Raw genomic sequence first — 14,336 nt, 5'->3', positions numbered from 1 at the left:
GGTCTGCTTTCGCTTATCGATTAGTTACGCACTGGTTTGCCGGTCTGCATCATGCCCATGATGCGTTCCTGCGTTTTCGGATGGTTCAGCAATTCCAGGAAGGCCTTGCGTTCCATGTCCAGCAGCCACTGTTCGCTGACAAAACTGCCCTGGTCGATGTCGCCGCCCGAGACGATCTCGGCGATCATTTCGCCCAGCTTGAAGTCGTGCGCGGAGATAAAGCCGCCATCGCGCATATTGACCAGCTGCGCCTTGATGGTGCCCCAGCCGTAACGGCCCGTGACCTGGATCAGCGACGGCAGGGCTGGACGGAAACCGGCGTCAAACATGGCGCGCGCTTCGACTTTCGCCACGTGCAGCAGCTCGTACGGATTGAAAACGATGACGTCGTCTTCTTTCAGGTAGCCCATCTTTCTCGCTTCCAGCGCCGACTTCGACACATTGGCGGTGGCGGCATTGGTAAAGCCGACCTTCAGGAACTGCAAAATGTCGTTGCCATTGGCCTGGTTTGCGGCGCGCTGCGCCGCTTCCTTCAAACCGCCGCCAGCCGGAATCAGGCCCACGCCCACTTCCACCAGGCCGATATACGACTCGATCGAGGCGACGCGTTTCGAGGCGTGCAGCGCCAGCTCGCAGCCGCCGCCCAGCGCCAGGCCGGCCACTGCCGCAATCACCGGCACGTTCGCGTATTTCAGCTTCATGAAAGTATTCTGCAGTTCGGCGATGATCGGATCGACCGCCTTGACGCCACCTTGCATGAAGGCCGGCAAAGCCGACTGCAGGTCGGCGCCGGCCGAGAAGGCGCCGCCTTCGGCTGCGTCCGCGTGCCAGATCACCAGGCCCTTGAAGTTCTTTTCCGCTTCCGCCAGGGCCAGTTGCAGGCCCTTGATCACGCCGTCGCCGATCACGTGCATCTTGGTCTTGAACGAGATGATCAAAACATCGTCGCCGCTGTGCCAGACACGCACCGAATCGTCTTCGAACACGGTGGTGCCAGCGGTTTTTCCATCCACCGCGCCGCTGCCAATGACTGGCGCGCGGAAGGGCTGGCGGTCGTAGACGGCCAGGTTTGACCTCGGCACGAAGCTGTTCGACACAGCCGAGTACGAACCTTCGGCAGTGTGCACGCCGCCCTTGTCCGCCACCGGACCTTCGAAGACCCAGGCTGGCAACGGTGCGTCGCACAGCGCGCGGCCGGCGTCGATATCTTCCTTGACCCAGTTGGCCACTTGCAGCCAGTTCGAGGCCTGCCATGTTTCAAACGGACCGACGTTCCAGCCAAAGCCCCAGCGCATGGCGAAGTCGATATCGCGCGCATTGTCGGCCACGGTGTCGAGGTGGATCGCGATGTAGTGGAAGGCGTCACGGAAGATCGCCCACAGGAACTGGCCCTGCGGATTGGTCGAATCGTGCAGCGCCTTCATCTTCTTGACCGGATCCTTTTCTTTCAGGATGCGGGCGATGATGTCGGCCGCCTTGGCGCCGCCGGCGACGTATTGACCAGTGGCGAAATCGAGGCGTTGAATCTCCTTGCCGACCTTCTTGTAGAAGCCGGCGCCGCTCTTCTGGCCCAGCGCGCCTTTTTCCACCAGCTGCGCCAGCACTGCCGGCGTCTTGTAGACGGCGGCGAACGGGTCGTTCGGCAGGTAGTCCTGCATGGTCTTGATCACATGGCCCATGGTGTCCAGGCCCACCACGTCGGCGGTGCGGAAGGTGCCCGACTTGGCGCGGCCCAGCTTGGCGCCGGTCAGGTCATCGACGACGTCGACCGACAGGCCGAATTTTTCGGCTTCGTGCACGATGGCCAGGATGCCGAACACGCCGACGCGGTTGGCGATGAAGTTCGGCGTATCCTTGGCGCGGACCACGCCCTTGCCCAGGGTGGTCGTCAAAAAGCCTTCGAGCTGGTCGGCAATTTCAGGGCGGGTAGATTCGGTCGGGATGATTTCGACCAGGTGCATATAGCGCGGCGGATTGAAAAAGTGCACGCCGCAGTAGCGCGATTTCAGGTCGGCGTCAAAGCCTTCGGCCAGCTTGGTGATCGACAGGCCGGAGGTGTTCGACGCAAAAATCGCGTTCGGGCCGATATGCGGCGCGACCTTCTGGTACAGATCGTGTTTCCAGTCCATCCGCTCGGCGATGGCTTCGATGATCAGGTCGCAACCGGCCAGCAGGTCCAGGTTGTCTTCGTAGTTGGCGACCTGGATCAGGGCCGCGTCATCCTTGTTGCCCAGCGGCGCAGGCGAGAGCTTTTTCAGGTTCTCGATGGCGCGCAGCACGATGCCATTCTTTGGACCGTCCTTGGCCGGCAGGTCGAACAGCACGACCGGGACTTTCGCGTTGATGCAATGGGCGGCGATCTGCGCGCCCATCACGCCGGCGCCGAGAACGGCAACTTTTTTAACGATAAAATTAGTCATATTTTCCTCAGGTCTTAGAACAGGTCTGCGTCGAGTGCCATCAGGTTGGCCGAACCGGAGCGCGCCTGGCGGATCAGGGTGGCCGTTTCGGGTTGCAGGCGGGCAAAATAGAAGCGCGCGGTGGCCAGCTTGGCCGTGTAGAAGGTATCGCCAGAGCCTTCCTTTTCCAGCGCGATCTTCGCCATCTGCGCGAACAGGTAGCTGTAGATCATGTGGCCGACCACGCGCAGGTAAGGCACGCAGGCCGCGCCCACTTCATCCGGATTCTGGAACGCCTTCATGCCGATTTCCATGGTCAGCTTGGTGACCTTGTCGCCCAGGTCGCCCAGCGGCGTGACGAATTCGCTCATCGCTTCGTCGGTGCCGTTGTCTTCCACGAAGGCCTTGATCTTCTCGCCGAACTTGCGCAGCTTGGCGCCGTTGTCGCCCAAAATCTTGCGACCCAGCAGATCGAGCGACTGGATCGTGTTGGTACCTTCGTAGATCATGTTGATGCGCGCGTCGCGCACATATTGCTCCATGCCCCATTCGGAGATGTAACCGTGGCCGCCGAACACTTGCATCGCCTCCGAGGTGGCGATCCAGGCGTTGTCGGTGATAAAGGCCTTGATCACGGGCGTGAGCAGCGCGACTTCATCAGCCGCTTCCTTGCGCACATCGGCGTCGGGGTGGTGCAGTTCGCGGTCGATCTGCAGCGCCACGTAGGAGGTAAAGGCGCGCGCGCCTTCGGCGTAGGCTTTGCCGGTCAGCAGCATGCGGCGCACGTCCGGGTGCACGATGATGCGGTCGGCCGGCAGTTCCGGGTTCTTGATGCCGGACAGCGAACGCATCTGCGTGCGGTCCTTGGCGTAGATCAGCGCGTTCTGGAACGCGATCTCGGTCAGGCCCAGCGACTGCATGCCCACGCCCAGGCGGGCCGCGTTCATGAATACGAACATGGCGTTGAGGCCCTTGTTCGGCTGGCCGATGATCCAGCCACGCGCGCCGTCCAGGTTCATCTGGCAGGTCGAGTTGCCGTGGATGCCCATTTTTTCTTCGATGGCGCCGCAGGTGATCGGGTTGCGCTCGCCGACCGAGCCATCTTCTTTTGGCAGGAACTTCGGCACCAGGAACAGCGAAATGCCTTTCGAACCTTCCGGCGCGTCCGGCACGCGGGCCAGCACCAGGTGCAGGATGTTTTCCGCCATGTCGTGCTCGCCGGCCGAGATAAAGATCTTGTTGCCGGTGATCAGCCACGAACCGTCGTCCTGCGGCAGCGCTTTCGAGCGCAGCAGGCCAAGGTCGGTGCCGCAATGCGGTTCGGTCAGGCACATGGTGCCGGTCCATTCGCCCGACACCAGTTTCGGCAGGTAGACCTGTTTCTGGTGGTCGGTGCCATGTTCCTTCAGGCACTCGTAGGCGCCGTGCGACAGGCCTGGGTACATCGACCAGGCCTGGTTCGACGAGTTCAGCATTTCATAAAACGAATTGTTCAGCACCACCGGCAAGCCCTGGCCGCCGTATTCCGGGTCGCAGGCCAGCGCCGCCCAGCCGCCGTCGACGTACTGCTTGTACGCTTCCTTGAAGCCTTTCGGGGTGGTGACGGTGTGGGTCGCGGCGTCGTGCTTGCAGCCTTCGCGGTCGCCCGAGTGGTTCAGCGGGAACAGCACTTCGGAGGTGAATTTGGCGCCCTCTTCCAGTACCTGGTTGATGATGTCGGCATCGACATCGGCGTAATCGGGCATGGCTTTGAGTTCTTCACCGACGTTCAGGAACTCATGCAGAACGAATTGCATATCACGGATAGGCGCGACGTATTGACCCATTATTTTCTCCTAAGGCATTAGCTGAATGTTTGTATGTGCGACGTGTTCGTTGTTGCGGATGCTGCTGAACTGCTTGTTCTCTTGACTGCTCATTCGGTACTGGTGGCGTGGTTCTTGTACGACTCGATCAGGCGCTCGAAACCGCGCTGTGCCCGTTCGATGCTGCCCGGCACGCGCAAAAAGCGCGCGTCGTGATGCAGGGCCAGGATCAGGCCATACATTTCATACACCATTTGCGGCGCGTCGGTGCCCGCCTTCAGGTCGCCCGCAGCGATCGACTGCTGCACGCTGCGCAGCAAGGCGCCCTGCCAGGCTTGCACCATGGCCACCAGCGACTCGCGGATCGGACCTGGGCGGTCGTCGTACTCGACGGCGCCGCTGATATAGATGCAGCCCGAAGCGATCTCCACGCTGACGCGCTTGACCCAGCGCGCAAACATCGATTGCAGGCGGGAGATGCCACGCGGCTCTTTCATGGCCGGGAAAAACACTTCCTGCTCGAAACGATGGTGGTAAAGCTTGAGCACTTCCATCTGCAAGTCTTCACGCGAGCCGAAATGGGCAAATACGCCCGACTTGCTCATGTTCATCTTGTCCGCCAACAGCCCGATGGTCAGCCCTTCCAGGCCGTCGCGGCTGGACAGGTCCAGCGCCACGTCGAGAATGGCGGCGCGCGTCAGTTCGCCCTTGCGCATGAATTTGACTGAAGTATTCAAGAAATCCGCTCTAAAAGTGATGTTGCCAAACTGGTGGATTTTTTCTCGATAGCAAAAAAAAGCACGCCGCGAAAAAATCCGAACGCTCGTACTATTATCCAGTGCGCGGCAAAAGTCAAACACGAAATTTAGAGCGGGCGTTCTATTGATGCGATGCAGCCGTTCCTGGCCGCGTTATCACGGCCAGGAAACGATGTATTGAACGAACTCAGGAGAGGTCGCCGGCCTTGCTCAGTTGACGGCGGTCGCGCTTGGTCGGCCGCCCTTTGATGGTGCTGCCCGGCTCGCGGAACAGTTTGCGCTCTTCCTGCGCCTGCTCGCGGCGGGCGATGCTGGCCGGCGTCTCGGCATACAGCAAGCGCGCCACGGGCGCCGCGCCGCGCTTGTCGGACAGGCCCAGCACCGCCACCTCCCAGGTGTCGGCGCCGTTGTCGATGGCCAGCTCGTCGCCGATGCGCAGGCCGCGCGCCGGTTTCACGCGCTCGCCTTTGACCTTGACTTTACCGGTATCGACGGCGTCGCTGGCCAGCGTGCGCGTCTTGAAAAAGCGCGCCGCCCACAGCCATTTGTCGATGCGCAGATTGCTGATGTCGCTCATGCGTATTTCCCTACTGAAAAAATGCGCATCACCAGCCGGTAGCTCCAGAACGCCAGCTCATAGCCGATGCGCCGCACCCGGCCGATATGCTTGAAGTCGTCCTGGTGGATCACCTTGCCGTCGGCAATGCCCTGTTCTATATGCTCGCGCAAGGCCTGGGCGAACGCCACGTCCTTGATCACCACATTGGCTTCCTGGTTCAGGAACAGGCTGAGCGCATCGATATTGCTCGAACCTACTGTCGCCCAGTCGTCGTCGACCACCGCCACCTTGGCGTGCAACTGCGTCTTGCGGTATTCGACGATCTTCACGCCGGCCGCCAGCAGCTTCGGGTAGAAGGAATGGGCGACGGCGTCCTGCAGGCGGAACTCGCCCACGCCGATCAACAGCACCACGTCCACGCCGCGCTGGGCGGCGCGCGCCAGCGCCTGCCGCAGCTTGTGGCCGGGCGCGAAATACGGATTGGCCAGCATCACGCTTTTGCGCGCCTGGCCCAGCGCCTGCAGATAGGCGCGCTGGATGGTGCGGCGGTTGCGCAGGTTGTCGCGCACCACAAAACCGGCCACCACGGGATTTTTTGCCAGCTCCTTGCCGACCACCCGCATCTTGCGGAACAGCTTGATGCGGCGCACCAGGTTCATCTTGCCCAGACGCGCCCATTGCGCCTGCGCTTCCATATGGATGGCGTCGACCAGCGGGCCCTTCACCTGCACGGCAAAATCCCAGCGCGGCGCTTCCAGGCTGATGCTATGGTCGTAGTCGCAAAACATGTCGTCATTGATATTGATGCCGCCCACCAGCGCCACCTCGAAATCGACCACGCAAATCTTGCGGTGGGTACGCGTGATGCCGCGCAGGAACCACGGATTGAACACGCGGTGATGCACGCCGGCCGCCTCCAGCCGGGCATGCATGGCGTTGACCCTGCGCCGGCCCGTGCCGAACCAGTCGGTAATCATGCACACCAGCACGCCGCGCGCGGCCGCCCGCGTCAGGGCGTCGAGCACCAGGGTGCCGGTGGCGTCGTCGGCAAAGATATAGGTTTCGAAATAGACCTCCTTCTTTGCGCTGTCGATGGCGCCGATTAACGCGGGGAAGTAATCGGTGCCGCAATGGAGCAGCCGGATGTCGTTATAGGCGGTGTAGTGGACTGAACGCATGCGCGACTCTAGGCAAGTTTCAAGGCGGCAACGATCGGCGCATGGTCCGACAATTTTGCCCACAAGGTGCCGTGCATCACTTGCGCGCCCTCGACCTGGAAGCCGCGCACATAGATGCGGTCCAGGCGAAACCAGGGCAAGGCGGCGGGAAAGGTGCGCGCCGGCACCGGCACCGGCGGGCGCGCCTGGCGCCGCGCCAGGGTGCGCACCAGGTCGCCCAGGGCGGAGTTCGACGCGCGCTGGTCAAACACTTCCACCACGCCCAGCGCATTGCGCAGCTTGTCGCTGAGGGTATTGCGCCAGTCGTTGAAGTCGCCGGCGATAATCACCGGCTCGCCATTCGGCGCCGACGCCATCACGGCGTCGATCAGGGCCTGCGTCTGGCGGCCTCTGCCGGACTCGAACAGCCCCAGGTGCACCACATAGCAGTGCACGTCGGCCTGCGGCGTTTGCAGCACGCAATGCAGGATGCCGCGCTGCTCGTACGCATGGTCGGACACATCGTGGTTGACCTGCGAGCCGATCGGATATTTGCTCAGCAAGGCGTTACCGTGGTGACCATGGTCGTACACGGCGTTCATGCCATAGGCCGTATGGTGTTCGGGGCCGGCAAAAAATTCATGCTGCGACGCCTCCGGCCAATGCTTGTGGCCCAGGGTCTCGGCGCCATAGCGGGCGGCATTGCGGTCGTGCTTGCCCTGCACTTCCTGCAGGAACACCACATCGGCATCGAACAGGCCAATCGCCTGCTTGAGAGCGTGCACGCGGGGCAGCCCTCGCACGGAGGACACGCCCTTGTGTATATTATAAGTTGCTACGCGGATTTTCATGCATCGATTCTACTCCCAGACGGGGCCTTTTCGCTGCACTCAATGGTGCGCGTGCCTACTCCACATTCTTGTTGTTTCAGTCCAGCATGCGTCCCACGCCCGCCGTCACGCTGACCAGCAGGGCCGTGATGGCGGCGGCCCAGACGATCTTGACCAGCAGCGGCGCGCCGCGCCAGGCCACCTTCTGTTTGCCATATGTAAATATGCCTGGATGCAGCAGCCAGCCAAGGATGACCAGCGGCATGCCGATCGGCGGCGTCCTGCCGGGCGCCGTATAGCGGAACAGTGCGAGGATGACCAGCACGCAGAAGGCCACGCCCAGTGCGCCGCCCCATTTTTGCCGCAACGTCAAATAATTCCAGTTCAGCATCAGGTACTTTCTCGTGGCGCCAGGCCAGGGTGGATGCCCGTGATGGCCGGCAATTGCAAAATCGCTTCCGCATTGGAAGAAGAAAAACACTGGTCGGCGGCCGCCAGGTGGGGTAGCCAGACGTAGCGCAGGTGCTCGCGCGCACTGAGCGTAATGACGGTGTCACGCGGCACCCGCACGCTGAACACGTGTTCGGTATTATGGATCACGCCGGGCGCGTAGCGGTGGCGCCAGATCGGATAAATCTCGTAGCTATTCGACAGCCGCCAGTCCAGCAACGCAATCTGCTGCCCATCGGCGACGATGCCGGTCTCTTCGAACAGCTCGCGCGTGGCCGCCTGCGACAAAGGTTCGTCGACGGCGTCGATCGAGCCGGTCACCGATTGCCAGAAGCCAGGCTGGCCCGCGCGCTCGATCAGCAGCACCTCGAGATCGGCCGTATGAATGACGACCAGCACGGAAACGGGAATTTTATAGGTCATATCAACAATGAAAAAGGCGCCTTATCAGCGCCTTTTTTTGCATAGCTCAGCGTCAACAGCGGCGGCCACATCAGCCACCGCCCCGGCCTTACACTACTTTAGGATCGGCGCTGCGCAAACGGATATGCAGCTCGCGCAATTGCTTCTCGTCCACTTCCGACGGCGCATGGGTCAGCAAGTCTTGCGCGCGCTGGGTTTTCGGGAAGGCGATCACGTCGCGGATCGATTCGGAACCGGTCATCATGGTCACGATACGGTCCAGGCCGAATGCCAGCCCACCGTGCGGCGGCGCGCCGTATTGCAGCGCGTCGAGCAGGAAGCCGAATTTCAGCTGCGCTTCTTCGGCGTCGATCTTCAGTGCGCGGAACACTTTCGACTGCACTTCTTCGCGGTGGATACGGATCGAACCGCCGCCCAGTTCCCAGCCGTTCAGGACCATGTCGTAGGCCTTGGCGATGCAGGCGCCCGGATCGCTTTCCAGCATGTCTTCATGGCCGTCTTTCGGCGCCGTGAACGGATGGTGGGTAGCGGTCCAGCGGTCCGCTTCCTCGTCGTGCTCGAACATCGGGAAGTCGACCACCCACAATGGCTTCCACACGTCGTCGAACAGGCCGGCTTTCTTGCCAAATTCGCTGTGGCCGATCTTCACGCGCAGCGCGCCGATGGCGTCGTTGACGACTTTCGCCTTGTCGGCGCCGAAGAAGATCAGGTCGCCGTCCTGCGCGCCGGTCTGTTCCAGAATCGTGGCCAGCACATCGGCCGGCAGGAACTTGACGATCGGCGACTGCAGGCCTTCAGGACCCTTGGCTTTCTCGTTGACCTTGATGTAAGCGAGACCCTTGGCGCCGTAGATGGCGACGAACTGGGTGTAGGCGTCGATTTCCGAACGCGGCATGCTGCCGCCGCCCGGAATGCGCAAGGCCACCACGCGGCCGCCCTGCATGTTGGCAGCGCCGTTGAAGACCTTGAACTCGACCGTTTTCATCACGTCGGTCAGGTCGGTAAACGCCAGCTTGACGCGCATGTCCGGCTTGTCTGAGCCGTACAGGCCCATCGCTTCGGCGAAATCCATCACCGGGAACGGGTTCGGCAGGTCGATGTTCAGCGTGTTCTTGAAGACCACGCGGATCATGTCTTCGAACAGGTCGCGGATTTCCTGTTCCGTCAGGAACGACGTTTCGCAGTCGATCTGGGTGAATTCAGGCTGGCGGTCGGCGCGCAAGTCTTCGTCGCGGAAGCACTTGGTGATCTGGTAGTAACGGTCGAAGTTGGCGACCATCAGCAGCTGCTTGAACAGCTGCGGCGACTGCGGCAGCGCAAAGAAGCTGCCGGCGTTGACACGCGACGGCACCAGGTAGTCGCGCGCGCCTTCCGGGGTCGACTTGGTCAGCATCGGCGTTTCGATGTCGATAAAGCCCAGGTTGTCGAGGTACTTGCGCACTTCCATCGTCACCTTGTAGCGCAGGCGCAGGTTGTTCTGCATTTGCGGGCGGCGCAGGTCCAGCACGCGGTGGGTCAGGCGCGTGGTTTCCGACAGGTTGTCGTCGTCCAGCTGGAACGGCACCGGCACGGAAGGGTTCAGCACTTCCAGTTCCGAGCACACCACTTCGATCTTGCCCGACTTCAGGTTGTTGTTGATGGTGCCGTCGATACGGTTGGTCACCACGCCGGTCACGCGCAGGCAGAATTCATTGCGCACGGCTTCGGCGACCTTGAACATCTCGGCTTGTTCCGGATTGCAGACGATTTGCACCAGGCCTTCGCGGTCGCGCAGGTCGATGAAGATCAGGCTGCCGTGGTCGCGGCGGCGATGTACCCAGCCGCACAGGCTGACGGTTTGTCCCAGCATGGCTTCGGTGACGAGGCCGCAATATTCAGTACGCATAGACATAAAATTCTCAGTTCAGGTTAGTGAGTGTTCAATCCGGCCACGTCCCTCCCGGGACGCCCGCCCTTATTGTTTGGCTGCCGGGACCGGGACCGGGAGCGGTCCCGCGACAACGTCCGCGGGCGCCACCACGCCCATCGAGACGATGTACTTGAGCGCCGCATCGACGCTCATGTCAAGCTCGACCACATCGCTGCGTTTCATCATCAGGAAAAAGCCCGATGTGGGGTTGGGCGTGGTCGGCACATACACGCTGACATAGTCGCCCACCAGGTGCTTGGCCGCATCGCCGCCCGGCACGCCCGTCAAAAAGGCGATGGTCCAGGAGTGTTGGTGCGGATAAGGCACCAGCACGGCCTTGCGAAACGCGTTGCCCGACGAGGAAAACAGCGTGTCGGAGACCTGCTTGACGCTCGAATACAGGGAGTTGACGATGGGAATACGCTGCAGCAGCCGCTCCCACAGTTTCACCACGTAATTGCCGACCAGGTTGTTGGTCAGCAAACCGGTCAGGAACACGATCAAGATAGTCAGTATCGTGCCCAGGCCGGGAATGTCAAAGCCAAACAGCGACTGCGGGCGGAAACGTTGCGGCACCAGCAACAAGGACTGATCCAGCGTGCCGATCACCAAATTGAGCACCCAGACCGTGATGGCCAGCGGGACTAAAATCAGCAATCCGGTAATAAAGTATTTACGCATCGGTTTCTCGGTAATGGCCACGGGCTGCGGCTGGCGCCACAGTATTTCAGTCCGCTTTCGGTGCGGCGGCAGGCGCTGGCGCGGCGGCAGCTGGCGCGCTGTCGGCTGCGGCAGGCTTGGCGCTGTCGGCCGGGCCGGTCGGAATGGCGGTGGTCGGCGCCGTGCCGCCCCGGAAATCGGTGGCGTACCAGCCGGTGCCCTTCAACTGGAAACCGGCGGCGGTCAATTGTTTCTTGAAACTGGGCTTGCCGCACGACAGGCACACTGTCAGCACGGGATCGGACATCTTTTGCAAGACATCCTTGGCAAAACCACACTCTTCACAGCGGTAAGCGTAAATCGGCATCAGAACTCCGCAAAAATCATCAAAAACCCTGAATTATAAAGCTTTTCTACCGGCATTAGCAGAAATAGCCGGGGCGCTTTCAACCTTCCCGGCGGCGCCACACCATCCAGCGTTCCTTGCCGGCAAAGACAGCGATCGAATCGTCGACGCTGTCATCGGCCAGGCAGTCAAAATATGGCGCCAGCAAGGCTGACAACTGCTCGCGAGCAATGCCGAACGGCGGTCCCTTGGCATGGTCGTCAAAAAAGAAGTAGCCGGCCAGCATGGCGCCCGGCGCCAGCAGCTGGGCCCAGCGCGTGGCCACCTGCGGCCACATGGCGCGCGGCATGGCGCACAGGAATGCCCGTTCGTAGATCAGGTCCAGGGCGGCGGCCGGCTGCCAGGCAAAAAAGTCGGCCTGTTCCACCTGCCCGGCACGCTCGCCGAGCACGGCGCGCGCGGCGGCCACAGCCGCTGGCGAGAAGTCGATCGCCGTGGCATCCCAGCCGGCGTCGAGCATGAAGGCCAGTTCCCAGGCCGAGCCGCAGCCGGGGATCAGGCAGCGCAGCTGCGCCGGGCTGTTGGTGACAAACTGCGCCAGGCGCCGCGGCACGCCGCCCTGGTCCCAGGGCGTGAATTGCCTGGCGAAGCGCTCGTCCCAGAAGGCCGGCGAGCGCGGATCGCGGGTTTGAAAGTCAGCCATCACTCTCCTTTACAGGCGCTTAAAATGGCAGTTGATGCCAGCGCATATAGAGCTGGAAGCCCAGGGCACCGAGCGCAAAGGCGCCGACAAAGTACACGATAAAGCTCAGCAGGCGATTGGTTTGCCGTTGTTCCGCCAGCAAGGTTTTCATCAGCTCCACCTCATTTTCGCGCGGCTCGCCGGCCACCGTCAGGGCCTGGTACACCAGGCGCGGCAGTTGCGGGAAGATATGCGCATAGCGCGGCGCCTCGGCGCGCAGCCGCTCCATGAAGCCCTGCGGCCCCACCTGCTTGCTCATCCATTTTTCCAGGTACGGCTTGGCCGTCTGCCACAGATCGAGTTCCGGATCGAGCTGGCGGCCCAGGCCTTCGATATTGAGCAGGGTCTTTTGCAGCAGCACCAGCTGCGGCTGCACTTCCACATTGAAGCGGCGCGAGGTCTGGAACAGGCGCAGCAGCACCTGGCCGAACGAGATATCTTTCAGCGGACGGTCGAAGATCGGCTCGCAGCAGGCACGCACGGCCGCTTCGAGCTCATCGACGCGGGTTTCCTTGGGCGCCCAGCCCGACTCGATATGGGCTTCGGCCACGCGCTTGTAGTCGCGGCGGAAAAAGGCCAGGAAGTTCTGCGACAGATAATCCTTGTCGTAGTCGTTCAAGGTCCCGACGATGCCGAAGTCGAGCGCGATATAGCGGCCGAACGATTCCGGCGCGATCGATACCAGGATATTACCCGGGTGCATATCGGCATGGAAAAAGCCGTCGCGGAACACTTGCGTGAAGAAAATTTCCACGCCATCGGTGGAAAGCTTGCGCAAATCCACGCCAGCGGCCACCAGGCGGTCGATCTGGGAAACCGGAATGCCGTTCATGCGCTCCATCACGATCACGCTGCTGGAGCAGTAATCCCAGTACATTTCCGGCACCAGCAGCAAATTCGACTCGGCAAAATTGCGGCGCAACTGGCTGGCGTTGGCCGCCTCGCGCATCAGGTCGAGCTCGTCGTGCAGGTATTTGTCGAATTCGCCCACCACTTCACGCGGCTTCAGGCGCTTGCTGTCGGCCCACAGGCGGCTGGTCCAGTCGGCGGCGATATGCATCAGGGCCACGTCTTCGTCGATCAGCTTTTTCATGCCAGGACGCAAGACCTTGACGGCCACTTCCTTGCCATTTTTTAAGGTTGCAAAGTGCACCTGGGCAATCGAAGCGGAGGCCACCGGGTCGCGCTCGAACTGCGCAAACAACTGGTCCGGATGCGCGCCCAGCGACTTGGTGATCTGTGCAATCGCCAGGTCGGAGTCGAACGGCGGCACGCGATCCTGCAAATGGGCCAGTTCTTCGGCGATATCGGGCGGCATCAGGTCGCGCCGGGTCGACAGCACCTGGCCGAATTTCACGAAAATCGGGCCCAGCTCCTCCAGCGCCAGCCTCAGGCGCACGCCGCGCGGCGACGACAGGTCGCGCCAGAAGATGACGGTGTCGATCAGCTTGGCGGTACGCGGCACTTTCAGACCGGAGATGGCGATTTCATCGAGACCGTATTTGATGGAAACCCGGATGATTTTTAACAGCCGCAGGAATTTCAAGATCATGTAGACACATCCGATGAGGGTGGCAAAGGCTGGACGGCGGCTAGCGCCTTTTCCAGTCGGGCAAGGCGCTTGTCCAGGCGCTCGACATCGTCGCGCACGCGCGTGACGCCGGAGCAATAATCAAGCAGCGTGGCGGGACGAATCAGCAGCGGCTGTTCCTCCACGAAATACTCGGCCAGGTTTTCCGCCAGTTTTTGCTGGCTGGAGCGGACAAAGGCGACCGCGTCGCGCGCGCCGCCGGCCACGCGCGTGGCCAGTATCGGCCCCAGCACTTTTTCCAGGTCGTGCTCGGCATCCCAGCGCAAGCCTTTGCTCAGCTGCGAGATGGCATTGGCAAATTCGGCGTCGCCATCGATTTTCACATAGGAAAACGCGCGCTCGCGGTTTTGCGCGATCAATGGCAAATCCGACAATTTGACGCGGATGGTGACGTTGGCGGGCACATCGCTCGGCGCCGTTTCCAGCATGCCGATGCCGTCCACGCGCAGGCGCACGGCGATGGCGCCTGTATCGATCGCGGCCAGCTTGCCGGCATGCACGGCCAACTGCCGGCGCGCCCACGGCTCCTGCGCCAGCAGGTGGTTGATGGCGGCCACGGCAGCGGCACTGACGGCGCTTGTCGGGGAAAGATCTGGAATTGGTGCAATCATATGCTTGCGCGCCAGGCGCGCCCTCAAAAAAGAAAAGACCGCCCGAAATACCTGTGGGCGGTCTTGATCTTAACATTTCATCAGGCAAACTCCGTC

14 protein-coding genes are annotated in these 14,336 nt (G+C 61.7%); all 14 read right to left on the bottom strand.

The window, feature by feature from the left end; translation table 11 throughout:
• Positions 1-20: 20 nt before the first annotated feature.
• Complete coding sequence (locus tag CD932_RS13230) at positions 21-2,420, bottom strand: 3-hydroxyacyl-CoA dehydrogenase/enoyl-CoA hydratase family protein (protein ID WP_094443030.1); 2,400 nt, start codon at positions 2,418-2,420, stop codon at positions 21-23.
• Positions 2,421-2,434: 14 nt separating this feature from the next.
• Positions 2,435-4,225, bottom strand: a complete 1,791-nt coding sequence (locus tag CD932_RS13225) for an acyl-CoA dehydrogenase C-terminal domain-containing protein (RefSeq protein ID WP_094443029.1) — start codon at positions 4,223-4,225, stop codon at positions 2,435-2,437.
• Positions 4,226-4,314: 89 nt separating this feature from the next.
• Positions 4,315-4,920 carry a TetR/AcrR family transcriptional regulator gene (locus CD932_RS13220; RefSeq protein WP_094443028.1) on the bottom strand — a complete coding sequence of 202 codons (606 nt, stop codon included), beginning with the start codon at positions 4,918-4,920 and terminating at the stop codon, positions 4,315-4,317.
• A gap of 229 nt (positions 4,921-5,149) precedes the next feature.
• Positions 5,150-5,539, bottom strand: coding sequence for an RNA-binding S4 domain-containing protein (locus CD932_RS13215; protein WP_094443027.1), 390 nt, complete (start codon positions 5,537-5,539; stop codon positions 5,150-5,152).
• Positions 5,536-6,699, bottom strand: coding sequence for a cardiolipin synthase ClsB (clsB, locus tag CD932_RS13210; protein ID WP_094443026.1), 1,164 nt, complete (start codon positions 6,697-6,699; stop codon positions 5,536-5,538). Before clsB ends, CD932_RS13215 begins: the two co-directional genes overlap by 4 nt.
• Positions 6,700-6,707: 8 nt before the next feature.
• Positions 6,708-7,529, bottom strand: a complete 822-nt coding sequence (locus CD932_RS13205) for an endonuclease/exonuclease/phosphatase family protein (protein ID WP_094443025.1) — start codon at positions 7,527-7,529, stop codon at positions 6,708-6,710.
• Between the two features lie 76 nt (positions 7,530-7,605).
• Positions 7,606-7,899, bottom strand: coding sequence for a hypothetical protein (locus CD932_RS13200; RefSeq protein WP_094443024.1), 294 nt, complete (start codon positions 7,897-7,899; stop codon positions 7,606-7,608).
• On the bottom strand, positions 7,899-8,381 hold the full coding sequence (gene nudB / locus CD932_RS13195) for a dihydroneopterin triphosphate diphosphatase (RefSeq protein ID WP_094443023.1): 483 nt from the start codon (positions 8,379-8,381) through the stop codon (positions 7,899-7,901). The genes CD932_RS13200 and nudB overlap by 1 nt, the downstream gene beginning before the upstream one ends.
• 88 nt (positions 8,382-8,469) lie before the next feature.
• The gene (aspS, locus tag CD932_RS13190; protein ID WP_094443022.1) at positions 8,470-10,266 is read right to left on the bottom strand and encodes an aspartate--tRNA ligase; all 1,797 of its coding nucleotides are present in this window, start codon (positions 10,264-10,266) and stop codon (positions 8,470-8,472) included.
• Positions 10,267-10,335: 69 nt separating this feature from the next.
• Positions 10,336-10,971 (bottom strand): DUF502 domain-containing protein, encoded by a 636-nt coding sequence (locus tag CD932_RS13185; protein WP_094443627.1) that lies wholly within the window; start codon positions 10,969-10,971, stop codon positions 10,336-10,338.
• Positions 10,972-11,017: 46 nt separating this feature from the next.
• On the bottom strand, positions 11,018-11,317 hold the full coding sequence (locus tag CD932_RS13180) for an FmdB family zinc ribbon protein (protein WP_094443021.1): 300 nt from the start codon (positions 11,315-11,317) through the stop codon (positions 11,018-11,020).
• A gap of 79 nt (positions 11,318-11,396) precedes the next feature.
• A complete protein-coding gene (locus CD932_RS13175) occupies positions 11,397-11,999 on the bottom strand; it encodes a methyltransferase (protein ID WP_094443020.1) in 603 nt (200 codons plus the stop codon).
• A 19-nt stretch (positions 12,000-12,018) separates the two neighbouring features.
• Entirely contained in the window at positions 12,019-13,590 is a 1,572-nt protein-coding gene (ubiB, locus tag CD932_RS13170) for a ubiquinone biosynthesis regulatory protein kinase UbiB (RefSeq protein WP_094443019.1), read from the bottom strand.
• Complete coding sequence (locus CD932_RS13165; protein WP_176460945.1) at positions 13,587-14,240, bottom strand: SCP2 domain-containing protein; 654 nt, start codon at positions 14,238-14,240, stop codon at positions 13,587-13,589. Before CD932_RS13165 ends, ubiB begins: the two co-directional genes overlap by 4 nt.
• Positions 14,241-14,336: the final 96 nt, after the last annotated feature.

Origin of the sequence: Janthinobacterium sp. PC23-8, assembly GCF_002250505.1 — a bacterium.
GTDB lineage: Bacteria > Pseudomonadota > Gammaproteobacteria > Burkholderiales > Burkholderiaceae_D > Janthinobacterium.
Note: the sequence above shows the minus strand (reverse complement) of the source record. Positions and strands in the feature narration are given on the sequence as shown.